The sequence below is a fragment of the Cupriavidus gilardii genome (assembly GCF_008801915.1).
In the GTDB taxonomy this organism is placed as follows: domain Bacteria; phylum Pseudomonadota; class Gammaproteobacteria; order Burkholderiales; family Burkholderiaceae; genus Cupriavidus; species Cupriavidus gilardii.
Map to the genome: position 1 here is coordinate 1 of NZ_VZOV01000039.1, position 22,393 is coordinate 22,393.

The 22,393-nt window shown below is 65.7% G+C and carries 20 protein-coding genes, 1 tRNA gene and 1 pseudogene; 12 read left to right on the top strand and 10 right to left on the bottom strand.

Going from position 1 to position 22,393, the window contains the following annotated elements; translation table 11 throughout:
* Positions 1-164: 164 nt before the first annotated feature.
* The 4 genes from radC to F7Q96_RS25075 form a co-directional block, all read right to left on the bottom strand.
* Positions 165-671, bottom strand: a complete 507-nt coding sequence (gene radC / locus F7Q96_RS25055; protein ID WP_003139036.1) for a RadC family protein — start codon at positions 669-671, stop codon at positions 165-167.
* A 326-nt stretch (positions 672-997) separates the two neighbouring features.
* Positions 998-2,161: a PDDEXK nuclease domain-containing protein gene (locus F7Q96_RS25065; RefSeq protein WP_003139037.1), complete on the bottom strand. Its 1,164-nt coding sequence runs from the start codon at positions 2,159-2,161 to the stop codon at positions 998-1,000.
* Positions 2,158-3,363 carry a tyrosine-type recombinase/integrase gene (locus F7Q96_RS25070; RefSeq protein ID WP_003139038.1) on the bottom strand — a complete coding sequence of 402 codons (1,206 nt, stop codon included), beginning with the start codon at positions 3,361-3,363 and terminating at the stop codon, positions 2,158-2,160. The genes F7Q96_RS25065 and F7Q96_RS25070 overlap by 4 nt, the downstream gene beginning before the upstream one ends.
* Positions 3,364-3,635: 272 nt before the next feature.
* Complete coding sequence (locus F7Q96_RS25075; RefSeq protein ID WP_053822151.1) at positions 3,636-4,736, bottom strand: YeiH family protein; 1,101 nt, start codon at positions 4,734-4,736, stop codon at positions 3,636-3,638.
* Positions 4,737-4,838: 102 nt separating this feature from the next.
* Here F7Q96_RS25075 and F7Q96_RS25080 point away from each other — a divergent pair, with 102 nt between their 5' ends.
* Positions 4,839-5,768 (top strand): LysR family transcriptional regulator, encoded by a 930-nt coding sequence (locus F7Q96_RS25080; protein ID WP_053822152.1) that lies wholly within the window; start codon positions 4,839-4,841, stop codon positions 5,766-5,768.
* Between the two features lie 36 nt (positions 5,769-5,804).
* Here the strand turns inward: F7Q96_RS25080 and ybaL are convergent, their stop codons facing one another.
* From ybaL to F7Q96_RS25095, 3 genes are all read right to left on the bottom strand, one after another.
* Positions 5,805-7,037 carry a cation:proton antiporter domain-containing protein gene (gene ybaL / locus F7Q96_RS25085; RefSeq protein ID WP_082371504.1) on the bottom strand — a complete coding sequence of 411 codons (1,233 nt, stop codon included), beginning with the start codon at positions 7,035-7,037 and terminating at the stop codon, positions 5,805-5,807.
* 352 nt (positions 7,038-7,389) lie between these two features.
* Positions 7,390-7,463: transfer RNA gene (locus F7Q96_RS25090), tRNA-Cys, on the bottom strand.
* A 509-nt stretch (positions 7,464-7,972) separates the two neighbouring features.
* Complete coding sequence (locus tag F7Q96_RS25095) at positions 7,973-8,473, bottom strand: DUF305 domain-containing protein (protein ID WP_151023492.1); 501 nt, start codon at positions 8,471-8,473, stop codon at positions 7,973-7,975.
* A 450-nt stretch (positions 8,474-8,923) separates the two neighbouring features.
* Between F7Q96_RS25095 and F7Q96_RS25100 the strand changes: the two genes are divergently transcribed.
* The 11 genes from F7Q96_RS25100 (at position 8,924) to F7Q96_RS25150 (ending at position 19,216) form a co-directional block, all read left to right on the top strand.
* Positions 8,924-9,670, top strand: a complete 747-nt coding sequence (locus F7Q96_RS25100) for a hypothetical protein (protein ID WP_003098991.1) — start codon at positions 8,924-8,926, stop codon at positions 9,668-9,670.
* A gap of 118 nt (positions 9,671-9,788) precedes the next feature.
* The gene (locus F7Q96_RS25105) at positions 9,789-10,001 is read left to right on the top strand and encodes an AlpA family transcriptional regulator (protein WP_057390684.1); all 213 of its coding nucleotides are present in this window, start codon (positions 9,789-9,791) and stop codon (positions 9,999-10,001) included.
* 42 nt (positions 10,002-10,043) lie between these two features.
* Positions 10,044-10,919 (top strand): ParA family protein, encoded by an 876-nt coding sequence (locus tag F7Q96_RS25110; RefSeq protein ID WP_003098988.1) that lies wholly within the window; start codon positions 10,044-10,046, stop codon positions 10,917-10,919.
* The gene (locus F7Q96_RS25115) at positions 10,903-11,172 is read left to right on the top strand and encodes a hypothetical protein (protein WP_003050422.1); all 270 of its coding nucleotides are present in this window, start codon (positions 10,903-10,905) and stop codon (positions 11,170-11,172) included. Before F7Q96_RS25110 ends, F7Q96_RS25115 begins: the two co-directional genes overlap by 17 nt.
* Positions 11,165-12,844, top strand: coding sequence for a ParB family protein (locus F7Q96_RS25120; protein WP_004350508.1), 1,680 nt, complete (start codon positions 11,165-11,167; stop codon positions 12,842-12,844). The genes F7Q96_RS25115 and F7Q96_RS25120 overlap by 8 nt, the downstream gene beginning before the upstream one ends.
* Positions 12,845-12,858: 14 nt before the next feature.
* Positions 12,859-13,419, top strand: coding sequence for a DUF2857 domain-containing protein (locus tag F7Q96_RS25125; RefSeq protein ID WP_003090097.1), 561 nt, complete (start codon positions 12,859-12,861; stop codon positions 13,417-13,419).
* A gap of 3 nt (positions 13,420-13,422) precedes the next feature.
* Positions 13,423-14,661, top strand: coding sequence for an STY4528 family pathogenicity island replication protein (locus F7Q96_RS25130; protein ID WP_151023494.1), 1,239 nt, complete (start codon positions 13,423-13,425; stop codon positions 14,659-14,661).
* 429 nt (positions 14,662-15,090) lie between these two features.
* The gene (locus F7Q96_RS25135; protein ID WP_046803447.1) at positions 15,091-15,882 is read left to right on the top strand and encodes a PFL_4669 family integrating conjugative element protein; all 792 of its coding nucleotides are present in this window, start codon (positions 15,091-15,093) and stop codon (positions 15,880-15,882) included.
* A complete protein-coding gene (locus tag F7Q96_RS25140; protein WP_003098978.1) occupies positions 15,879-16,406 on the top strand; it encodes a DUF3158 family protein in 528 nt (175 codons plus the stop codon). Before F7Q96_RS25135 ends, F7Q96_RS25140 begins: the two co-directional genes overlap by 4 nt.
* Positions 16,407-16,479: 73 nt before the next feature.
* A complete protein-coding gene (locus F7Q96_RS25145) occupies positions 16,480-16,920 on the top strand; it encodes a single-stranded DNA-binding protein (RefSeq protein ID WP_003098976.1) in 441 nt (146 codons plus the stop codon).
* A gap of 283 nt (positions 16,921-17,203) precedes the next feature.
* The gene (locus tag F7Q96_RS25150; protein ID WP_151023496.1) at positions 17,204-19,216 is read left to right on the top strand and encodes a DNA topoisomerase III; all 2,013 of its coding nucleotides are present in this window, start codon (positions 17,204-17,206) and stop codon (positions 19,214-19,216) included.
* A 366-nt stretch (positions 19,217-19,582) separates the two neighbouring features.
* Here F7Q96_RS25150 and istB read toward each other — a convergent pair whose 3' ends face one another.
* The 3 genes and pseudogenes from istB to F7Q96_RS25170 all read right to left on the bottom strand — a co-directional run.
* Positions 19,583-20,368, bottom strand: coding sequence for an IS21-like element helper ATPase IstB (gene istB, locus F7Q96_RS25155; protein ID WP_006397377.1), 786 nt, complete (start codon positions 20,366-20,368; stop codon positions 19,583-19,585).
* Entirely contained in the window at positions 20,365-21,387 is a 1,023-nt protein-coding gene (istA, locus tag F7Q96_RS25160; protein WP_053299169.1) for an IS21 family transposase, read from the bottom strand. The genes istB and istA overlap by 4 nt, the downstream gene beginning before the upstream one ends.
* Positions 21,388-21,909: 522 nt before the next feature.
* A pseudogene (locus tag F7Q96_RS25170) lies at positions 21,910-22,266 on the bottom strand (cation transporter); the annotation flags it as partial.
* Between the last annotated feature and the right edge of the window lie 127 nt (positions 22,267-22,393).

The following is a 22,393-nucleotide window of genomic DNA, read 5'->3' on the forward strand; positions in this document are numbered from 1 at the left end:
CCCTTGACGGCGAGAACGCCGTGGCACGATGAAGGGAACAGCAAGACCGCCTCCCTCCCACCTCCACACACCCGGCCTTGGGCAAGTGCGCAGCACGCGCAGGCCCGCGAGGGCCGGAGTTGCGCCATCGGGCGCAGCAAAAAGGGGGCCGAAGCCCCCAATGGTCAAATCAGGCCGCACTCGGCGAATGACGTGGTGCGAGTCCCCGCAACGATGATGTGATCCAGCGTGCGAACGTCCACCAGCGCCAGCGCCTGCCGAAGCTGCGCGGTCATCGCTCTGTCGGCCGCGCTCGGCTCGGGGTTCCCACTCGGATGGTTGTGCGAAACGATGACCGCCGCCGCATTGAGCCGCAGCGCCTGCTTCACCACCTCGCGCGGATGCACCTCGGCGGCGTCGATCGTGCCGTGAAACATCTCCACGTAGTCGATCAGCCGATGGCGCGTATCGAGAAACAGGACGGCAAAGACTTCGTGCTCGAAGCCAGCCAGCTTGGCGCGCAGGTAGTCCTTGACCGCCGCTGGCGAACTGAACGATGCACCGCGCTGCATCTTCTGGTCGATGACCTGGCGCGCAGCTTCCAGAATCTGGTCGGCATCCGCCGGCCGATAGCGCCCACGGCCATCGCGCACCATCAACGGGGTATCGAGAGAGAGGGAGAGTTGCGACATGATCGTGCTCCGGTTGCTCGGGCGGAATTGCCCGGAACCGTCGCCAGCACGGCGCAGCGCAAGCAGTCAGGGGTCGCAGACGGCCGCCAGGACGCAAGCGCGCATGGCGCGCGCCGCCCTTGACGGCGAGAACGCCGTGATACGGTGAAGGGAACAGCAAGACCGCCTACACCCCGCCCACTGCACACCCTCGGCTTTTGGGGCAAGCGGAGCGCGCAGGCCCGCAAGGGCCGAAGGCGTCAGGGGTCAAAGCCGAATGGCCGCGACTCGGAACGAGGCGTGGGGCGCAGCCCGCGAACTCGACGGCGGAACGCCGGGACGCCCGGTTACTGCGGGAGTTTCTTGGGCTGCTTCGGCGTGCGCGATTCCAGCAAGCGCCGCGTAGTCTCCAATTCCTTCTGCAACAGCTCGGCATCCGGCAGCACGGTACGGTAGTTCGCCGCCATCACCTTCGACGGCAAGCCTTCCAGCGCATACCGCGCCAGCGCATGGCCCTTGTCGGCGCACAGGATCAAACCCACAGGCGGGTTTTCATCGGCATAGGCCCAATGCTCCTTGGCGTAGTTGCAATACATGAGCATCTGGCCCACGTCGGCATGGGACAGGCTGCCCAGCTTCAAGTCGATGATGACCAGGCAGCGCAGCCGTCGGTGGAAAAACAGAAGATCCACCCGATACCAAGTCTGGTCGATGCGCAAGCGCCGCTGCCGCCCGACGAAGGTGAACCCTTCGCCCAGCTCCAGCAGAAAATCCTCCAGCCGCTGGATCAAGGCGGCCTCCAAATCGGATTCGGAATACTCGTCTTTGAGGTTCAGGAACTCCAGCACGTAGGGGTCTTTGATGGCGTCGTCGGGCCTGACGGCATCCTCGGGCCTCGGCGCTGCGCCCTTGACCAGCATCGCCGCCTTGTCCTTGGACAAGGCCGTGCGCTCGTAGAACTGGCTGCCGATCTGCCGGTCAAGCTGGCGCACGCTCCAGCCGCCACGCAGCGCCTCAGCCTCGTAGAACCGGCGGGCGTGGTCATCCTTGACCGCCAGCAGCCGCACGTAGGCCGACCACGGCAGCGGGAACACCTGCGCCAGCTCGGCCAGGGCGAATTTCCGAGACACTGTCTCGGAAATCTCGGCAGGCAGCTCGTCGCCCGATTTCCGAGACAGTGCCTCGGAAATCATAGGCCGGGGGTAGGCGGCGAAGAACCGCCGCATGTTCTCCAGATTGTCCGGGCTGAAACCGCGCCCGAAGCGCGCGGTCAGGTCGGCGGACAGCCGGGCGATCAACTGCTCGCCATAGCCCGCGCGCCGCTTGCCCTGTTGCTCGGCCTCCACGATGCGGCGGCCGATTTCCCAATAGCTGGCCGTCATCAGCGCATTGACGCTGCGCGCCGCCGCCTGGCGCGCGGCGTCCAGCAGTTCCACGATGCCGCCGTGGATGCCGGCGTAGCCGGCAGGCAGGGCGGCGTCTTTGGCGGCCTTGGGCGTCCGGGCGCTCATGCCATGGCCTCCTGCGGCTGCGGTTGCCGCTTCCCGGTGATGGTCTGCCGACGGGTCGCCACCAGTTCGGCGGCTTGGCGCACCGGATCGTCCTCGGTGTGGACGTAGCGCATGAACATCGCCACGGTCTTGTGCGCTGTCAGCGCCATGCCGACCTTGACCGGGACGCCTGAATTGGCAATGTCGGTCGCGGAGCGATGGCGAATGCCGTGGGTGCCGACCTTCGGCACGCCGGCATTGCTGAGGATGCGCCGCCACCCCTGATAGTAGGTGTGGGGGCTGAGGGGCTGGCGGTGGTCGATGATCGCCGGGCAGACATAGGGCGAATCGCCATAGCGGGGGGCGCTCGTCAGCCGCCGCTTGGCTTCCTCGCTCAAGGGCTTGGACATATCGCCGGTCTTGCTGTCCGGCCAGACCACCCGGCCATTGGGCAGGTCGAGCCAATCCCACTGCAACAGCAGGATTTCCGACATGCGCGCGGCGAACTCGAATTGCAGTCGGACGGCCAGCAAGAGGATGGGATGCTCCAAGTTCTCGGCCTCGGCCTTGTCCAGATAGGCGAACAGCTTGACCATCTGGTCATCGGTAATGAGCCGGGTCGAGCCTTTCTCCGGGTACTTGGGCACATGGCGGCACGGGTTGGAGCCGTCCGGCCGGTAGCCCCACAGCTCGGCCAGATTGAACATCTTGCGCACGAGCGACAGCACCCGATTGGCCTGGGTGGGCGACTTCTCCATGCGCTTCATCAGCGCGGTAATGTCGTTGCGCGTGACTTCGTGAACCTTCTTGGTGCCGAAGGCCGGAATGACGAAGGTGTCGATCTGGTACTGATAGCCGGCCTGGGTGCTCGGCTTGTTGTGCGGCTTGGAGTGGTCATCCATGAACCGACCGCACAGCTCCTTGACCGTTGGGGCCTTGCGGGCATCCGCCTTGTCCAGTCCGGGGTCGCCGCCGCGCCGGACTTCGGCCAGCCAGTCTTGCGCCAGCGACCGGGCCTGTTCGACCGTCAGCTCGCCGAACTGGCCGAGCGATGGCTTGCGCCGCACGCCGGAGTTCGTGCGGTACTGAAGCATGAATACCTTGCGCCCGGTTGGTGTAACCTTGCACAAGAAGCCTGGAACGAGCGTGTCTCGGAGTTCCACGTCGCAGGTTCGCGCCTGTGCCGTGTCAACGACGGACTTGGTGAGTTTGATTTTCGCCATGAGGGTGCTCCTGAAAGGCCCCGATTCCAGGGGCCGGCTAGGAGCCAAGCGAAAGGGAACCGGGGCGGATTGCATCGCGCACCGGGATATGATGGAAGGCATTGATTAGCTGGGAAACCTGCTACAGCAAGCCCCATCCAACCCCATAGGTGTCCCGGTGCGGAAGCCATGCTCTGGCTTAAAATCTGCCGCCTTTCCGGGCTTACGGGTTCGAGTCCCGTCGGCCGCACCACCCACGCCGCCAGCCCCCTCCTTCCGTTCTACCCGTCCCCTCAGAGAAGCACAGCGCACAGCAGCGCGCCGGCGCCAACCAGGAATACGAACAGCAGCGCCGCCAGCAGCATCGGCTTGCGGCCCGCGCGCAGCAGGTCGCCGATCCGGGTATGCAGGCCGATCGCCAGCATCGCGCAGGCCAGCAGCCAGTTGTCGAAGGCGACCAGTGCCGGCTTCCATTCGCCCGGCACCAGGCCGAAGGAGTTGATCGCCAGCACGGCGACGAAGCCAAGCGCGAACCAGGGCACCGCGGCGCGGATCCGGGCCCAGTCGATGCCGCGGCGGCCGGCATCCGTGCCTTGCGCACGGTCGTCGGCACGCGGCCACAGCGCCAGCACCAGCAGCAGCGGACCGAGCGCCAGCACACGAACCATCTTGGCCAGCACGGCGGCATCGCCGGCCGTCTCGCCCACCGCCTTGCCGGCGACGATCACCTGGGCGACCTCGTGCAGCGTGGCACCGGTATAGATGCCGAACGCGCGCTCGCCGACCTGCCAGTGCCAGACGTTGGTCACCAGCTCGTACAGATAGGGATACAGCAGCATGCCGACAGTGCCGAACAGCACCACGGTCGCCACCGCGACCGCGGTCTGCCGGTCATCGGTACGCGCGATCGAGGCGACCGCAATCGCCGCCGCCGCGCCGCACACGGCGCTGCCCGCGCTGACCACGACGGCTTCCCGGCGCGTCAGGCCCAGCCAGCGGGTGCCGATCCAGACGCCGACGCACAGCGTCGCCGCCAGCATCAGCAGCGGCGCCACGACCCCGCCCACGCCCAGCGCCTCGATCGAGCCGAAGGTCAGCCGCAGGCCGTACAGCGCCACACCCAGCCGCAGCAGCGTCTGCCTGGCCAGCTGCATGCCGGGCGCCAGCGGCGCCAGCCAGTGCCGCGGCAAGGTATTGCAGGCGACCATGCCGGCGCACATCGCCAGCATCAGCGGGCTGACACCGAGTTGCGACAGCGCCGGCAGTCCGGACAGGATCAGCGCGAGCCACGCAATCGCACCCAGCGGCGCCAGCGTCAGCAGTCGGTAGCGCCAGGGAATGGACGGGGCTGGGGCGGCGGCGGGGGCAGCGGCTGGAATCGAAGTGGTCGGCATGGCGCAGGGACGACACGGGCGTGTAGGAATGACGCCAGCGTAACTACCGCATCTTCATCTGTAAAACAGGTAATATCGTTATTTATTACCTGGTTTATAGATATGCAACATCGCCCCTTGCGGCTGACGCTGCGTCAGCTCGCCGTCTTCGTCGCCGTCGTGCAGCACGGCAGCACGACCGCCGCCGCCGAGGCCGTGGCGATGTCGCAGTCCGCGGTCAGCGCCGCGCTGGCCGACCTGGAGCGCGCGCTGGACCGGCGCCTGTTCGACCGCGTCGCCAAGCGGTTGACGATCAACGAGACCGGCCGCCAGTTCTTCCCGCGCGCGCTGTCGCTGCTGGACCAGGCGCACGAACTGGAACGCTTCGCCGCCGACGCCGGCGTGCAGTTGCGGATTGCCGCCAGCAACACCATCGGCAGCTATCTGCTGCCCGCGCTGCTGACCGGCTTCCGTCAGGCCCAGCAACAGCCCTGCGCGCTGGACCTGCGCATCGGCAACACCCACGACGTGCTGCAGGACCTGTTGCGGCTCGATGCCGATATCGGCCTGATCGAAGGGACCTGCCACGAGCCCGAGCTGAGCAGCGTGCACTGGTGCGACGACGAGATGGTGGTGGTCGTGGGTGCCGGGCATCCGCTGGCGCGGGCCGACGGCGATCTGGACGCGTTGCGGGAGGCGGACTGGCTGGTACGGGAGCGCGGCTCGGGGACGCGCGAGATTGTCGAGCAGCGGCTCGCCCCGCTGCTCGGACCGCTGCGCTTCGCGCTCGAACTGGGCAACGCCGAAGCGATCAAGCGCGCGGTGATGAGCGGCTTTGGCGTCAGCTGCCTGTCGCTGCATGTGGTGCGCGACGAGCTGGAACGCGGCACGCTGGTGGCCCTGCGCCGTGGCCTGCCGCGGCTGGTGCGGCCCTGGCACCTGGTCGTCCACCAGGACAAGTATCCGACCCAGGGCCTGCTGGCCTTTACCGAATACCTGCGCCAGACCGCACCGCAGCTGGAACTGGAAGAACTGGAACAGCAGGAAGGATGAGAGCGCAATCCGGGGCCGCGGCCCCGGATTGGACGGTCAGGCCGCCTGCGCCTCGCCGGCCTCGCTCTGGCGCGCCACGTAGCGGTCCAGCCAGCGGAACAGCAGCGGATTGAGCACGATCGACAGCAAGGCGCCGGCGAGGATCAGGCTCTGCGCGCGCTCCGGCAGGATCTGCAGGAAGACGCCGAGGCTCGCCAGAATGAACGAGAACTCGCCGATCTGCGCCAGGCTGGCGGCAATCGTCATGCCGGTCCGGTTCGAATAGCCGAACATCCGCACGATGCCGAGCGCCGCCAGCGACTTGCCGACGACGATGATCGATACTGTCGCCAGCACGCCCCAGGGGTCGCGCACCAGCACCATCGGGTCGAACAGCATGCCGACCGAGACGAAGAACAGCACCGCGAAGGCGTCCCGCAGCGGCAGCGATTCCTCGGCGGCGCGATGGCTGAACTCGGACTCGGCCAGCACCATGCCGGCGAAGAAGGCGCCGAGCGCGAACGAGACGCCGAACAGCGAATAGGCGCCGAAGGCCACGCCCAGCGCCGTCGCCAGCACGCCGAGGCGGAACAGTTCGCGGCTGCCGGTCCACACGATCCGCTCGAGCATCCACGGAATGAAACGGCGCCCGATCACGAGCATCACGGCGACGAAGGCCGCGACCTTGCCCAGCGTCAGCGATACCGTCAGCAGGATGTCGGTGACGCTGGCGTCCGGCGCTTCCCCGCCGCTGCCGGCCGGCACCAGCAGGCCCGACAGCGCCGGCAGCAGCACCAGCGCCAGCACCATCGCCAGATCCTCGACCACCAGCCAGCCGACCGCAATGCGGCCCTGCTCGCTGTCGACCAGGTCGCGATCCTGCAAGGCCTTCAGCAGCACCACGGTACTGGCCACCGACAGCGCCAGTCCGTAGACCAGACCCTGCCCCCAGCTCCAGCCGAAGCCCCAGGCGACGCCCATGCCGAGCAGCGTCGCGATGCCGATCTGCGCGACCGCGCCGGGAATCGCGATCTTGCGCACCGCCATCAGGTCGCGGATCGAGAAATGCAGGCCGACGCCGAACATCAGCAGGATCACGCCCAGCTCGGCCAGTTCCGGCGCCAGCGCCTGGTCGGCGGTGTAGCCCGGCGTATGCGGTCCGACCACCACGCCCGCGCACAGGTAGCCGATCAACGGCGGCAACCGCAATCGCCCCGCCAACGCACCGAGGACAAAGGCCAGGACAATGCCGCCGACGATGGTGCTGATGAGCGGAGTAGCGTGATGCATGCGCGGTGGTTTCCTTCTGATGGCCGACGTAGCGCCGGGAAGTCGAACGGCGATCCGGTCCCGATCCGACGCGGACACGCCGCCATCGACGGAGCCTGATGCCGGCACCGCCCGGGCGGACAGTCTGCGGAAATGAAACCGAATGGGAATCGTCGCCACCGGCAGCGGCGCCCGGGGCGCGAGGCCCAGGCACGTTGCCGGCATGGTCCAGCAGCGGCGACGACGAGTGCGATAGACGTAATGTATCACGCGCGCCACGCGTTAAAGCCGCGAAAAGGCGCAAGAAATACATCGTGCAGGAATAAACCGGAGCCTGGAACGGCGCTCGGTGGCGACAGCAGGGAGGAATCGATGGAGGCGGGGGTCGGAATCGAACCGGCGTACACGGCTTTGCAGGCCGCTGCATAACCACTCTGCCACCCCGCCGGGTGACCTGGATGCTGGATTGTAGCCGCTGTCGCTTCCGGGTGCCGGAGACCGATGCGGCAGCATCGCAAACTAAAAAGGGAAGCGCTGCTTCCCTTTCGGACTGGAGCGGGAGACGAGTCATGCACTAGAGCGCTAAGTCTCTGTTTCCCAATCACTTTCTCCACTGTGGTGATCAGCGAAGAACTCAATTATAGCCTTGTTTTTCGCCCTCGGCAACAAAGTTCATCCAACCACTTCCACCAGCGTCCAAGGATGATCCATCCACCCGTCGTTACGCCTGATGCGTCCAGCTGCTGAGCGGGTTCGCTATCGAACTCCAACTTGCGACGATCATGACTTGCGCTCGCTCCGCAGGCAGCGCGGGGTGGTGTCGCGTGGACTACCTGGCACCTGGACGGCTGTAGGACACAACCGCCGGCATCGGAACACCGCAAGTACTCATCTTTACATCGCTGCGGCTAACTTCGCCGGAGCGCAACGCGGCGCCAGTGTAGTGGCAGCCAGCCTCAACGAAGGCGTGCAGCAATCCGGTTCATCTGCTCGATCTCCGCGCGCTGGCCATCGGAAATCGCTTGGCATAGGTTGACGAGTTCCGGATCTGAGAGCTGCGCCTCGCGGCACATGAGGATCGCTCCCGAATGGTGCGGGACCATAGACGCGATGAACTGTCGATCGCCGATTCCGGTTTGAGCACGGGTAGCGACAAAAGAACCGAGTGTGAGAACGGCAAACAAGCCGTACAGCACGAGATTGAGCCGCCGGTTTGGAAACATGCCGGGCATTGTCGCTAGCATGAAGATGCCCATTGGCGCCCACATAGTGACCGCCATGTAGAGCATGTTGAGATTGTTTCTGAAGTCCCTGGCGCCGTCGATCATGCTGAACATTACGAAGTACATGACGACGAGGCCCAACACCATGTTCACCCAGAACTTGGCGTATGGTCGGCCGTGCTTACCCATCTGACCGGATGTGTGATGTTGATGTTCATGGGAATGTTCAGCCATCTCCGTCTCCTATGTGCTGGGGCAACCTGGCAGGGTCACTGGTACTGCGGCAGATACTTTGTCGATATATCAGCATGTGGAGCGATGCATCACTAACCGCTGATTTCCAGTCCCCAACTGGACGTAGGGGCGTCGAACGCTTCAACTCGCTGGTCTTGAACCGTCTGGATATCAGACCATACCAAATCGGTCTTGATGGGCTTTGCGCCACCTATGACGCTGGTACCGTGAGCGCCAATATCGAGCTTGCGTCCTCATCGCTCGATGGGCCGGCAACTGATCGATTCTTGCATATCAAGCAAGACAAGGCCACCTGCGGCGGACGCCAATGGCCTCCTCCGCCTTCGCTTAGGGCATCGCCTCAAGCGTCCGTCGCAGGCCATAACGACACAACAGCCCTTGGGCAAGAAAGGAGCCGGTGATGTAGCGCACCCGAAAGGAGACGAAGACATGCACAAGGACATTTCAACATCAAAGGTGTTCTATCGTCCCATCGAGGCGGCCATCCGATGGGCTGGGTTGCTGCGGTATCTCCCGATGATCCTGGCCACGATCGCGTCACCGCGTGTCCTGCCTCGGTCGCTGAACTGCCCTCGATGGAATGAGTGCCGGCTGCACTCGGAACGTATCTATGACGGCATCCTCAACGGAGAGCTGCCCTACGGCAAGAACGGGATCACGCTCAATGATCCGAACCTGCTCAATTCTCTGGATCTGACTGTTCGCCATGTCGATCTAAAACGCTGGATGCGCACCCACTATCCCGAGCACCGGCCAGGATTTCTGTTCAGCCGTGGCGAACGCATGGCGCATCCTTTCATCACCATGGAAACAGGACAGGCGATCCTCGTGGAGCGGCTGGCCCTTCAGGCCGCGCTTGAACAAGCCCGACGTGAGATGCGAGAACTGCAGGAGCAGCACGACACGCTACTCAAGCAATCCTCGGTGCTGTTGGCATCCAAGCAATGCGAGATCAGCGAACGGGCGGAAACGACCTATCTCAACATCATTGGAGGGATGTTGACGCTGATGCTGAGCCAGTCGCCTTCAGGCGTGCCCTATTCCAGCTTCAAAACGCAGGAGGCCCTTGTCTCTGCATTGGTCGCCCACTACGGCGGCACCATGGGCATCACTGAGCGCACCTTAAACGGAAAGTTCGCCAACGCTAAGAGGTACGTTCGTAGCGCAAGCGCATGAGGTTATCCAGCTTGTATGTGCAATCGCGGAGATTGCATTTGCAATGTCTTTCCGCAGCCAGGTCTATTGAATAGAGGTCACGCCAACAAACGCCACCGAGCGTTCAGGAGTGACCGCCATGTCGCAGACCCCTGTACTCCCGCCGAACGAGCGCCGCATCCTGCGGCTCGATGAAGTCGAAGCGAAGTCCGGCCTCAAACGCGCCCACATCTACAACCTGATGAAGAAGCGCCAGTTCCCTCAGGCGCTGCGCCTGGGCGTGCGCGCTGTCGGCTGGGATTCGATCGAAATCGACCAGTGGATCGCCGAGCGCCTCAACCACCGGACCTGACCCGCTCTCCCGCGGACTTCCCATTCCCAGCCGGAGAGCGCCATGCAGGTCGTGTCCATCATTTCAACGAAGGGCGGCGTCGGCAAGACCACGACGGCCGCCAACCTGGGCGGGCTCGCCGCGGACGCGGGCCTGCGCGTGCTGCTGCTCGATCTCGACGTGCAGCCCACCTTGTCCTCCTACTACGAACTGACCCAGCGCGCGCCGGGCGGCATCTATGAGCTGTTGGCCTTCAACGAGCGCGACCTTGGCCAGCTCGTGTCCCGCACGATCATCGCGGGCCTGGACCTGGTGCTGTCCGACGACCACCGGGGCGAGCTGAACACGTTGTTGCTGCATGCGCCGGATGGCCGCCTGCGGTTGCGGCATCTGCTGCCAGCACTTGCTCCCCTCTACGACCTGGTGCTGATCGACACCCAGGGCGCGCGTTCCGTGCTGCTGGAGATGGCGGTGCTCGCCTCCGATCTCGCGCTGTCGCCCGTCACGCCGGAGATCCTCGCGGCACGCGAGCTGCGGCGCGGCACCATGCAGTTGCTCGAAGACATTGCGCCGTACCGGCACCTGGGTATCGAACCGCCGCCGCTGCACTTGCTCATCAACCGCGTCCACCCGGTGTCCGCCAACGCACGGCTGATCCAGCAGGCCCTGCGCGACCTGTTCCAGGACAGCGCCGGCATCCGCGTGCTCGCCACCGACGTGCCGGCCATAGAAGCGTATCCACGCGCCGCAACGCGCGGCCTGCCAGTGCATCGGGTCGAGCACCGCCAGCCGCCCGGCAGAGTCGCCCCTGCCGCGCTCGACACGATGCGCGCGCTCGCCAGCGAGTTGTTCCCGCAATGGCAGGACCGACTGGCTCAAGTATCCGGCCGCCCGCAGCGACCTCTTGATCCTGGGAGGCCCCATGGCGAACGCACATGAGCTGGCCCGCGGCCACAAGCGGCTGCGCGCCCTGATCGAGTTCGCGGTCGGTGAGGGCTGGCACGTCAAGCGCACGCCGGGCGGGCACCTCAAGTTCACCAAGGCCGGCTGCGCGGCGATCTACACGAGTTCGACAGCGAGTGACCACCGGGCCGAATTGAACGCCCGTGCGCAGATCCGCCGCGCCGAGCGAGAGGCCCGCATGGCGCCGGCCGGCGGTCGTGGGGACTGCGAGGGGTGCGGCCATGGCTGACATGACCTCGCAGGACATGGCAGGCAAGCTGCTCGCGGCCGGCTTCGAGCGCAGCGGCCCAGCGGCTACGGCCTTGAGCGACCCGATCGCGGACACGCCCATGGTCGTGACGCTGGACCAGTTGCGGCCCTACGACCATGACCCGCGCATGAAGCGCAACCCGGCTTACGAGGAAATCAAGGCATCCATCCGCGAGCGCGGCCTGGACGCGGCGCCGGCCATCACGCGCAGGCCCGGCGAGGACCACTACATCATCCGCAACGGCGGCAACACGCGACTGGCGATCCTGCGCGAACTCTGGTCGGAGACCAAGGAAGAACGCTTCTTCCGCATATCGTGCCTGTTCCGACCATGGCCGGAGCGCGGTGAAATCGTCGCGCTGACCGGGCATCTTGCCGAGAACGAACTGCGCGGCGGCCTCACGTTCATCGAGCGCGCGCTCGGCGTCGAGAAAGCACGGGAGTTCTACGAGCAGGAGAGCGGCGCCGCCCTGAGCCAGTCGGAACTGGCCCGCCGCCTGGCGGCCGATGGCTTCCCCGTCCAGCGGTCGCACATCACCCGCATGGCCGACGCGGTGCGCTACCTGCTGCCCGCCATTCCCACTGTGCTCTATGGCGGCCTGGGGCGCCACCAGGTCGAGCGGCTGTCGGTCATGCGCACGGCCTGCAAACGCACCTGGGAGCACTACGCCAAGGACCGTTCGCTGCCGCTGGACTTCGACAGTTTCTTTCAGGAGGTGCTGGCGCAGTTCGACACGCAGGGCGACGAGTTCGCGCCGCAGCGCGTGCAAGACGAGCTGATCGGCCAGATGTCCGAGCTGCTGGGCATCGGCTACGACGTGCTGGCGCTGGACCTGACCGAATCGGAAAGCCGCCACCGGGCGCTGGTCAGTGACCCGACGCCACCTGCGGCGCAGCCGGCGTTGCCTTCGCCCACCGCCGGCACGCCGACTCCGCCGGGCGCAGCATCGTCCATCGCCACGCCTGCAGCGGCGGCCGGTCCTCCACCCGCCAGCCCTCCGGCGTCCGAGCCCACCTTGCGCCACGACGACACGGCGGTTGGCGAAGCGGCCACGGGAAGCCAGCCGGCCGCACCGGGCGATCTGCTTCGCGAGCACATCGTCTCGCCAGCACCGACGACAGAACGGCTCCAATCGATCCAGCGCATGGTCGCCGACCAGTTGGGCGATGCGCTGCCGCCCGACTTCTCGGCGAGCGTGCTGCAGTCCATCCCGGTGCAAGCCGGCGGACTCTATCCGATCTCCGACGTCTGGTACATCGACGCCGGCCTGGACACGCCCGATCGGCTGCGCATCCACATCGCGCAGTTCGCGCGCGAGATCGCCGGGGAGGCAGGCCTGGACGAGTGCATCGAGGATCGCGCCGATGGCATCGGGTTTGCGTGCCGCGCCCGCGGCCAAGCCCCGTCGCCGCTCGGCCGCGCGGTGCTGACGCTGCTCACTTCCCTGACGGGTCAGCCCGTCGCCGAAGCGGGCCTGGACGGCGCGCAGCTCGCCGCCGACCTGCCGACCCTGTTGCACGGCCAGAGCCAAGGCCATGGCAGCGGCGCAAGGCGCTTGAGCGACACGGCGTTGGTCAAGCTCTTTCGGCTGCTGCGCCTCGCCCGGCGTCTGCTGGACCTGGAAGCCGGCACCACGGCGCCCGGGACGTGAGCGAGGGAGGCCGCATGTCCACATCGCATCCGCTCAACCAGGCCGTGATTGCCCAGGCGCTGTATGACCTTCGCAACGGCCAACTGCGCCGCTGCAAGGCCATGGGCTTCGGCGAGGCCGAGCTGGATGCGCTCAAGCACCCCGCGCTGATCAGCGTGCTGGCCAACGCCAGCGTCTCGTGGTGCTCGGTCACGGTCAACCGCGAAGTGCTGCAGCGCCTGCTCAACCAGGCACAGGACGTGGAGAAGGAAATCGCCACGGTCGATCGCATGCTGCGGCTGGGGGCCAGCACGGAGATGGTCAGCCGCTTCTATGGCCTGACCCATCAGGAAGTCGCCCTGCGGCGGGAGATCCTCGGCCTGCCCAAGCGCAAGGGGCGCCACCCCGTCCTGGACGAGACCCAGGACACCGAACTGTGGCGGCAATGGAAAGCCGTGACCAGCAGCAGGAACGTCGATCTGGAGGACGAGACCTCGATTCTCGATGCGGCCATGGACCTGGCCGAGGGCATGTCGCTGCCGCTCTCGGTGGTCTGGGCCGCGATCAGGAACTGGGTCGATCAGGGATTGGGCTAGGCCATGGCCGTGGACGACACCGCCCCACGAGCCCAGCGCCCTGGCCCCATCGCACTCGCCGACCTGTTCGACGCTGCGCTGAAGGACCTCGCGCCCAAGTCCAGCTCTGGCGCTCCCGCGTCCCTGCCTGCTCCAACGCCCACGCCTCCTACGTCCGGCGACGCCTTCCTGTTCAGTGGCAATCGGCACGAGAGCGTGCCGCGGCGGCTGTTCCTCGACCGCCGCCTGACACCGCTGGAGCGCAACGCCTGGCAGGTGTTCCGATTGATGCTCAACGACGATGGCGTCACGGCATTTCCCACCTATGAGCAGTTGCGCCCCTGGCTGGCGTCGATGCCCTGCGCAGGCCAGGCCTCCCATGAGACCGTGGCGCGGGCGCTGACGCTGCTGCGCCTGACGCGCTGGCTGAGCCTCGTGCGACGACGGCGCGACCCCAAGACCGGTCGCATCCTCGGCAACCTCTACGTCCTGCACGACGAACCGCTGACGCCGTTCGAGGCGATGCAACTCGACGCCGACTACCTGGCCCTGGTCAGCCAGTCGCTGGGGCATTCGGCCAAGGCCGTCCAGGTGGTGGGACTCAACACCCTCCAGGAGATCGCGGACGACCCGATGCTGTCCGGACGCACCTTGCCGTCGCGGCTGCAAGTGCTCGCCGAGCGCCTGGCCGACCAGGGCATCACCGCCTCCGAAAGTTATCCACAGGAGGATGCGGTCCACGATTCCGAAGAAGGGCTCACAAGCCTTCTTCGGAATGGCGATCGCCCATCTTCGGAATCCGAAGCAGGGCCGAAACCCGCGCCAGACGGCGCTCTTCGGAATCCGAAGCAGGACCGTACAGTACGTAGTAGTCGTATTGATGAAGTACGTACTACCGCGCAGGCGCGTGCGCTGGGCGACCTGCAATGGCCCAAGCGCTTCGCGGAACTGAAGGCGGAACAGCAGGCCGGAGCCAAGATGGCGTTGCAGCAGGTGGACGCTGCCCTGCGGCAGGCCGTGCTGGACGAATGGGCCGCACGGTGCGGCAAGCATGGCATCCGCAACCCCGCCGGTTATCTGTTCGGCATCATCCAGCGCGCCATGCGCGGCGAGTTCAATGCCTGGGCCAAGCAGACCGGCCCGGCACCGCCAACACCATCGGCGGCGCGAGCGCCACCAACCGAGCCGCCGCGCAACGTCGTGCCGCCCGAGGTGGCCCGGCAGCACATCGAGCGCCTGCGCGATCTGCTGCGCAAATCCTGAGCACAGGGCTTGTCAAAGCCGTGAAGTAGATCTCCATGGCGGTCGGCAGAAACGGTCCCCTGGGGACGGCTGTGCGGTGAAGCGCCGGGCGACGGCGCGACATGCTGCGCAAAACCTGAGTAGAGCGCATGCAAGACCATGAAGCAGACCTCCATGGCGCTCAACGGAACGGTCCCCTGGGGACGGCTGCGCGGCGAAGGATCGTGTCGAACGGCAGCGCGACGTGCGGTGCAGCACGCATACCGTCAACAACCGAGGACGGGAACGCCGATGTGAGTGCCCATCTGCGGAGCGGTCCCCAGGGGACCGTTGCGCGCTGCGCCGCCAGCGCGCACAGAACCGGGGGTCGGCTCATTTCGGTTTGTTGACTGACTGCCTTCCGCTGCATGCGGATGCTGGCGGCTCCCTGTCCACCAGCGAGCGATCACCATGGCAACCAGCAACGAACCATTGCAACTCAACCTCGGCTCCCTGCGCAGCGCGATGTCGCTGACGCTGCACACCCACCACGCCTCGCGCATCTGGCATGGCCGCGCCGCCGCCGAGGGGCGACCGGGCATCGTCGGCCTGAACGGCTACATCGCCGTCATGAACAAGATGAAGCGCGGCTCGGAGCAGGACGACCCATACAGCGACTGGTGGATGCTTCGCATCGAAGACAAGCTCGACCAGACCAGGACCACGCTGCAGACGCTGCGCGACCAGGTGGACCAGGCCCTGGCCGGCGTGCCCGCCGCGTTGACCCTGGGCGAGAACCTCAACGTGCAGCCCGTCAAGCTTCCGCTGTTCGTCAATGCGCAGTTGGGCTTTGCCGCCGTCTATCTCCTGGCCGATTACGACGACATCGCCCGCAAGCTCATCCTCGCCCATCACACCGCGCTGATCGATCGCTCGACGTTGGAGCGCTGGCTCAACGAAGGTGCCCACGCGCTGCGCAGCCTGTTCAGCCTGGCCCAGCAATACCGCTACTCGGGCTGCACCCGCGACGACTTCGCGGCGAAGAACGCCGCAGCGCGGGCGGCGCTGGAGAAGTTCGGTGAACTGCCGCAGGAGGTGCTCGAAGGCACGCGCCGCTCGAAGTTTGCGCCGCCCGTCGTGCGCCGTGGTCTGCAACAGCGCGGTGAGAGTTCTGCCGCAGCCGCCCCTCCCAGCGACGAAGGCACTGCCGCCGATCCGGCCGAGGCCAAGTCCACAGCCGCCGGCGAGGACGAACCGGCATGAGCGACCCGAACCGCGAACCGCGCTATTTCCGTCGTCTGGAACAGCCAGCCTTCATGAGGCTGGAACACGCGGCCTCTCTAAAAGGCCTTTTAAAGCCTTTTAAAGGTAAAGGGGACTTCGAGGCCTGGGCCAGCCAGTGCTTCGCCATGCGCGACGAGTTGATTGCTCTGGCGCAGCGACAGGTGCTGCCACAGGCGTGCGGGCATCCCTTCCACCTGCTTCCCGTCGAGCTGGCCCAGCAGACCACTGGCGCAGGCACGACCTTTCTACGCTGGCGCAAGCACGACCGATCGGCCATGGGCGTGGCGTTGTGGCAGGAGCTGATGGCGAGCCCCAGCACGCCGGTCAACCTGCTGCACGACCTGCACGAGATCGAACTGCAGCGCGTCATGCTGAACATGCAGATCAGCCTGCTGCACACCCTGGGCAGGCAAGCACAGGAATGCGCCAGCAAGGCCGCGCAGGCGGACAACACCTACCTGCGCCGGCTCGCGTCCGTTCCTGCCGCAGTGCGCGATCGGTGATTGCGCCTGCCATCCGAGCACGCGCCCGAGCCCAACGAGGCACGGGTATTTCAACCACCACGGAGATTCCAACATGAGCACACAATTCATCGGCGAGGGCAACATCGGATCGCCTCCCGAGTACCGCGAATTCCCCAATGGCAACGACGATCCTCGCCGGTTGCTCCGGCTGAACGTGTACTTCGACAACCCCGTCCCCACCAAGGGCGGCGAGTTCGAGGACCGCGGCGGCTTCTGGGCGCCGGTGGAACTCTGGCACCACGACGCCGACCGCTGGCAGCAGCTCTACCAGAAGGGCATGCGGGTGCTGGTCGTCGGCCGCATGGAGCGCGACCCCTGGACGGACAACGAAGATCAGCCGCGTGAGACTTGGCAGGTCAACGCGCGCAGTGTCGGCATCCTGCCGTACCGCATCGAGTCTGTGGCCCTCAGCCCGAAGCCACAGGAGGCAGAGCCGAAGCCCCAGGCCACCCAGGAATCGACGGCGCCGAAAGAGACCAAGCGCAGGAAGTGATCGGGCATGGAGGGCGGCTGCCGCAGTGCTTCGCCGCCCTCCATGCGCTGCGAATTATCCCCAGGGGATAGCTCCACCAACGTCCACCGAGTTCCACGCGCGCTCCCGGAAATCGCGGCTCTCGGCCCGCACACTTCCGGCCACGCACCTTCCCCGCACTCGCCATTTCATCGGCGTGAAAGCGGTCGCTGCCGCATGCGGCTTGTTTGCTGCTGCCAGGGGCTGCGCTCGGCATCCTCGATCCCAGCAACTCCATGAACAACAGGAATCGGGATGGACGGATATGCGGCTGTTCTTGTGCGAGAAGCCCTCCCAGGGCAAAGACATTGGCCGGATTCTCGGCGCCACGCAGCGCGGTGAAGGCTGCCTCAACGGTTCCGGCGTCACGGTCACCTGGTGCATCGGCCATCTCGTGGAGGCGGCGCCGCCCGAGGCCTACGACGAGCAGCTCAAACGATGGTCCGTTGAGCAGTTGCCCATCATTCCCCAGCACTGGCGGGTCGAGGTCAAACCGAAGACCGCCACGCAATTCAAGGTCGTCAAGGCGCTCTTGGCGAAGGCGACTCACCTGGTTATCGCCACCGATGCCGACCGCGAGGGCGAATTGATCGCCCGCGAGATCGTGGAGCTTTGCGGCTACCGCGGCCCCATCGAACGCCTGTGGCTGTCGGCGCTCAACGATGCGTCCATTCGGGCGGCACTGGGCAAGCTGCGGCCTTCGGCCGAGACGCTTTCGATGTACCACTCGGCGCTGGCGCGCTCCCGTGCGGATTGGCTCGTGGGCATGAACCTGAGCCGGCTGTTCACGGTGCTGGGGCGACAGGCGGGTTACGACGGCGTGCTGTCGGTCGGCCGCGTACAGACCCCGACGCTCAAGCTCGTTGTGGACCGCGACCGCGAGATCGCGCGCTTCGTGTCCGTACCATACTGGGCCATCGCCGTGTCCCTGTTCGCAGGCGGTTCGACTTTCGCCGCGCAATGGGTTCCACCCGATGCGTGCACCGACGACGCAGGCCGCTGCCTGCGGCAGCCGGTCGCACAGCAGACCATGCAGCAGATCCGCGCTGCGGGCAGTGCCCACGTCGTGTCGGTGGAGACTGAGCGTGTCCGCGAAGGCCCGCCGCTGCCGTTCGACCTGGGCACCTTGCAGGAAGTGTGTTCCAAGCAGCTTGGGCTGGACGTGCAGGAAACCTTGGAGATTGCCCAAGCCCTGTACGAGACGCACAAGGCCACGACGTACCCCCGCTCGGACTCCGGCTACCTGCCCGAGAGCATGTTTGCCGAAGTGCCCACCGTTCTCGACAGCCTGCTCAAGACCGATCCCTCGCTGCGCTCGATCATGGGCCAGCTCGACCGCTCGCAGCGCTCGCGCGCCTGGAACGATGGCAAGGTCACGGCGCACCACGGCATCATCCCGACGCTCGAACCGGCGAACCTGTCCGCCATGAGCGAGAAGGAACAGGCGGTGTACCGGCTGATCCGGGCGCATTACCTGGCCCAGTTCCTCCCTCATCACGAGTTCGACCGTACCGTGGCCGAGCTTTTCTGCGGCCAGCAGAAGCTGGTGGCCACGGGCAAGCAAGTCGTCGCCAAGGGCTGGCGCCTGCTGCTGGCCGAACCGCAAGCGGACGAGGACGGCGATGGTGCCGCGCGCAGCCAGGTGCTGCCTGCGCTGCGTGACGGGATGGCATGCCAGATCGCCGGGGCCGACATCAAGGCCCTCAAGACGATGCCGCCTAAGCCCTATACCCAGGGCGAACTGGTCAAGGCGATGAAGGGCGTTGCGCGTTTCGTGACCGACCCGCGCCTGAAGCAGAAGCTCAAGGATACGGTTGGCATCGGCACCGAAGCGACGCGGGCCAACATCATCGGCGGCCTGATCGCTCGCGGCTACCTCGTGAAGAAGGGGCGCGCCATCCGCGCCTCGGATGCGGCTTTCACTTTGATCGATGCCGTGCCTGCGGCGATTGCCGACCCCGGCACCACCGCCGTCTGGGAACAGGCGCTGGACATGATCGAGGGCGGACAACTCACCCTGGATGTGTTCATCGGCAAGCAGGCCGCGTGGATTTCGCAGTTGATTGCGCAGTACGGCAGCGCCTCCCTGTCCATCAAGGTTCCCCAAGGGCCGGCATGCCCGCAGTGCGGCGCACCCACGCGCCAGCGCAGCGGCAAGAGCGGCCCGTTCTGGTCGTGCAGCCGCTACCCGGACTGCAAAGGCACGCTGCCAGTCGAATCCGGCAGCTCCAAGCGCGGCGCCTCGCGCCCGCGCCGTAGCGGCCGCAAAGGCTCCTGACCGCCCCCGTTCCCCGTGAGCCGTGCCCGCCTTCGGCGGCGTGGCCCCTGTCCCGCACTCCGCCGCATGCCCTGCAGGACGCCCCAGCGCGCAACGCCTTCTTGCTCCGTGTGCGCGTCCCGTCCGGCCGTCCCCGGCCGCGGGACCTGAAGGTGGCTTCTCCGCGAACCGCACCCCGCGCGTTCTCCTCGTCTGCATTCCTTCCGCCGCTGCGAAAGGTCCCCCGATGGCTTGCCAGGCTGCACGAGCCACCGGGAGACCCTTCGTGGTCAGCGGTAATCGGTGCCGGTTGTCAACGCCGGTTGAAAACTGACCCCTTTGTCGGCGCTCGCGCCGAAGTAAATTTGACCCCCTGGGGTTGAAGGGTTATTGGGCAGCAGTCCGAGCCCGAGCCGGGCTGTTGCCGGCTTTGCGCTTGTCCTTGAGCCGATAGCTTTCGCCACTGATCTGCACGATGTGAGCGTGATGCAGAAGGCGGTCGAGCATGGCTGCCGTGAGCGTCTGGTCGTCGGCGAAGGCGCTGGCCCATTGAGGGAAGGGCAGGTTGCTGGTCAAGATGATGCTGCCTCGCTCGTAGCGCTTGGCGACCACCTGGAAGAACAGATTTGCTTCATCGCGCCCGAAGGGCAGGTAGCCGATCTCGTCGATGACGAGCAGACGTGGGCCAAGCACGGCTCGATTGAAGTACTGCTTGAGCTGTCCTTGCCGATGTGCCGCGTTCAGCTGCAGGATGAGATCGGCGGCACTGATGAAGCGGGTCTTCACGCCAGCCATGGTGGCGCGATATGCCAGGGCAATTGCCACGTGGCTCTTGCCCACGCCGGAGGGTCCGAGCAAGACGATGTTCTCGGCACGGTCGATGAATGCCAGGTTGGCCAGTTCCTGGATCTGCGCGCGGGGTGCGCCGCTGGCGAAGGCGAAGTCGTATTGCTCCAGCGTCTTGACTGCTGGCAGCGTTGCCATCTTCAGTAAGGTCGAGCGGCTGCGCTCCAGTTTTGCCTGGTGTTCGCCGCTCAGGATCTTCTCCAGGAAATCGGCGAAACTTGCTTGCTCGTCGGCGCTTTGCTGTGCGAGGTGGGCCCAGTCGGCCGCGATGCGCTCGAGCTTGAGCTGGATGCAGAGCTCGGCGATGCGTGCGTGCTGCAGGTTCATGCGGCATGCTCCAGTAAGGCGCCGTACACCGACAGCGGGTGCTGCAGGCTCTCGTGCGGAATCACCGTATCTGCAGTTTTTACGGTAACGGCCGGCGGCGTAGCGAACGCCCTGGGCAGGCTCATCAAACTATGTCGCTCGTGAGCAAGGCGCACTTCGGGCTTCTCACCCGTCGTGCCGTGGATGCGTTGCTGCGCCACCTCTGCCAACCAGCGGCCGATATGGGCATTGGCCGTATCGACATCGAGGAGCAGGCCGGCCGTCTTCAGCGTCGCAGCCAACGGGGTGACGAAGCTGCTCTTCAGATAGCCGTTGAACCGTTCGACCTTGCCCTTGGTTCTGGCTCGATAGGGTCGACACAGCCTGGGACGAAAGCCAAACTCATCGGCCAACGAGGCAAGTGCTGGGTGCCAGCGATGTTGACCCTGGCCGTATGCATCGCGTTCGGTGACGACCGTACCGGCGTTGTCGAAAAGAACCTCTTCGGGCACGCCGCCGAAATAAACAAATGCTTCACGTAAGCCGCGTAGCCAAGCCGGGCTGTCTTCTCTCTCGGAAAATAGCACGAAGGTGGCGCGGCTGTAGCCCAGCGTGGCGACGAAGGCCTTCAGCGGATGGCGGCCTCGCCGTATCGTCGTGAAGTCGGCCTGCATCTGCTTGCCGGGTGGGGTCTCGAACCGCACCACAGGCTCGGCGGGACGAACCTTCAACGGCGCCAGAAACGCCTTCAACTGACTAATGCCGCCCGTGTAACCGTGTTCACGGATCTCGCGCAGAAGAACCGTCGCCGGAATCCAGTGCGGATGGGCCGCCTCGATGCGATCTCGCAGGTACTGCGTGTACGGGTCCAGCTTGCGTGGCCGCGCAGCCCTCGGGCCGTAGCTGGGAGGCGTCGCCTCACCGCGCAGGTATCGCCTGACTGTGTTGCGCGACACGCCCAACTCTCGCGCGATCGCCTTGATGCCGTGGCCCTGACGGGCCAGTACTCGAATCTCCAATGATTGCTCCTGGGTCAACATCTTGGCGGCCAAAAGCCGCCATCATCGCCCAGGGGGTCAGTTTTACCTCGGCGCCAGGGGTCAGTATTACTTCGGCGCTGACAGCCGGTGCCCGCCGGTGCAAAAACGGGCTCCCTTTGTGCGCGGATGTGCGCCAGACGATGCCGGCCCCAGCCACGACATGGGCCGGGTGTGATTGCTTGATGAGCAGACGGTTCTAGCGACGACCGGGCCTGCCAATCAGCCCACGGGTGGTTCCTCTTTTCTCCCGAGCCGAAGGCCGTTGGGCCTTCGGCGCCATTCTCCTGCCCATCAACGTCCCGGCCCGGCCATTGGCCTGGGCCACACGAACAGGAGAGACGACATGCACCCTCAACCTTGCGCACCGCTGCTGTACGGCAGACGGAGGTCGAGAACGGCATGCCCGCCTATCGCGCGGCCATCGCCAATGGTACGCTCGGCTGCAGCCGAGGCCGTAGCCCAAAGGCTGGACTACCTCTTTTGCAGAGGTAAACCTCGGGATGAACTGGGCGAAAACATGCCTTATGTGCCCGCCTTACGGCGAGCTGTTTCCGATGCTTCGCGCAGGATTTCCCGCCCCCCATTCGCTGCGATTGCGGCCACGATGACGCCCAGCACCAGATCCGGGATGTTCGACCCGAACCCCATCACCAGCACCCCGGACAGCACAATCGCACCATTGACGATGGAGTCGTTGCTGGTAAAGATCGCTGACGCCTTGAAGTTCACATCTTCCCCGCGATGGCGGCGCAGTAGTCTGAGGCACACTAGGTTCAAAGCCGCGTTCAGCGCGGCCATGGCCATCATGGCTGGGCCGACAGGCTCTTCCCCTCCAGCGAAGCGGCGTAGGACTTCCAACAGCAGCAGCGCGGCCAGGCCTGACCTGAGACGGATCGTGTAGCCAGTTGGCTGGTGAGTTCTCTACCCTCGACAGGAAGGAGAGCTCCATGAAGAAGCGATTCACCGACGAACAGATCATCGGCATCCTGCGTGAGGCCGAGGTCGG

Coding starts and splice junctions, on each gene's coding strand:
- radC (WP_003139036.1), bottom strand. CDS start 671: ATGTCGCAACTCTCCCTCTCTCTCGATACCCCGTTGATGGTGCGCGAT.
- F7Q96_RS25065 (WP_003139037.1), bottom strand. CDS start 2,161: ATGAGCGCCCGGACGCCCAAGGCCGCCAAAGACGCCGCCCTGCCTGCC.
- F7Q96_RS25070 (WP_003139038.1), bottom strand. CDS start 3,363: ATGGCGAAAATCAAACTCACCAAGTCCGTCGTTGACACGGCACAGGCG.
- F7Q96_RS25075 (WP_053822151.1), bottom strand. CDS start 4,736: ATGCCGACCACTTCGATTCCAGCCGCTGCCCCCGCCGCCGCCCCAGCC.
- F7Q96_RS25080 (WP_053822152.1), top strand. CDS start 4,839: ATGCAACATCGCCCCTTGCGGCTGACGCTGCGTCAGCTCGCCGTCTTC.
- ybaL (WP_082371504.1), bottom strand. CDS start 7,037: ATGCATCACGCTACTCCGCTCATCAGCACCATCGTCGGCGGCATTGTC.
- F7Q96_RS25095 (WP_151023492.1), bottom strand. CDS start 8,473: ATGGCTGAACATTCCCATGAACATCAACATCACACATCCGGTCAGATG.
- F7Q96_RS25100 (WP_003098991.1), top strand. CDS start 8,924: ATGCACAAGGACATTTCAACATCAAAGGTGTTCTATCGTCCCATCGAG.
- F7Q96_RS25105 (WP_057390684.1), top strand. CDS start 9,789: ATGTCGCAGACCCCTGTACTCCCGCCGAACGAGCGCCGCATCCTGCGG.
- F7Q96_RS25110 (WP_003098988.1), top strand. CDS start 10,044: ATGCAGGTCGTGTCCATCATTTCAACGAAGGGCGGCGTCGGCAAGACC.
- F7Q96_RS25115 (WP_003050422.1), top strand. CDS start 10,903: ATGGCGAACGCACATGAGCTGGCCCGCGGCCACAAGCGGCTGCGCGCC.
- F7Q96_RS25120 (WP_004350508.1), top strand. CDS start 11,165: ATGGCTGACATGACCTCGCAGGACATGGCAGGCAAGCTGCTCGCGGCC.
- F7Q96_RS25125 (WP_003090097.1), top strand. CDS start 12,859: ATGTCCACATCGCATCCGCTCAACCAGGCCGTGATTGCCCAGGCGCTG.
- F7Q96_RS25130 (WP_151023494.1), top strand. CDS start 13,423: ATGGCCGTGGACGACACCGCCCCACGAGCCCAGCGCCCTGGCCCCATC.
- F7Q96_RS25135 (WP_046803447.1), top strand. CDS start 15,091: ATGGCAACCAGCAACGAACCATTGCAACTCAACCTCGGCTCCCTGCGC.
- F7Q96_RS25140 (WP_003098978.1), top strand. CDS start 15,879: ATGAGCGACCCGAACCGCGAACCGCGCTATTTCCGTCGTCTGGAACAG.
- F7Q96_RS25145 (WP_003098976.1), top strand. CDS start 16,480: ATGAGCACACAATTCATCGGCGAGGGCAACATCGGATCGCCTCCCGAG.
- F7Q96_RS25150 (WP_151023496.1), top strand. CDS start 17,204: ATGCGGCTGTTCTTGTGCGAGAAGCCCTCCCAGGGCAAAGACATTGGC.
- istB (WP_006397377.1), bottom strand. CDS start 20,368: ATGAACCTGCAGCACGCACGCATCGCCGAGCTCTGCATCCAGCTCAAG.
- istA (WP_053299169.1), bottom strand. CDS start 21,387: ATGTTGACCCAGGAGCAATCATTGGAGATTCGAGTACTGGCCCGTCAG.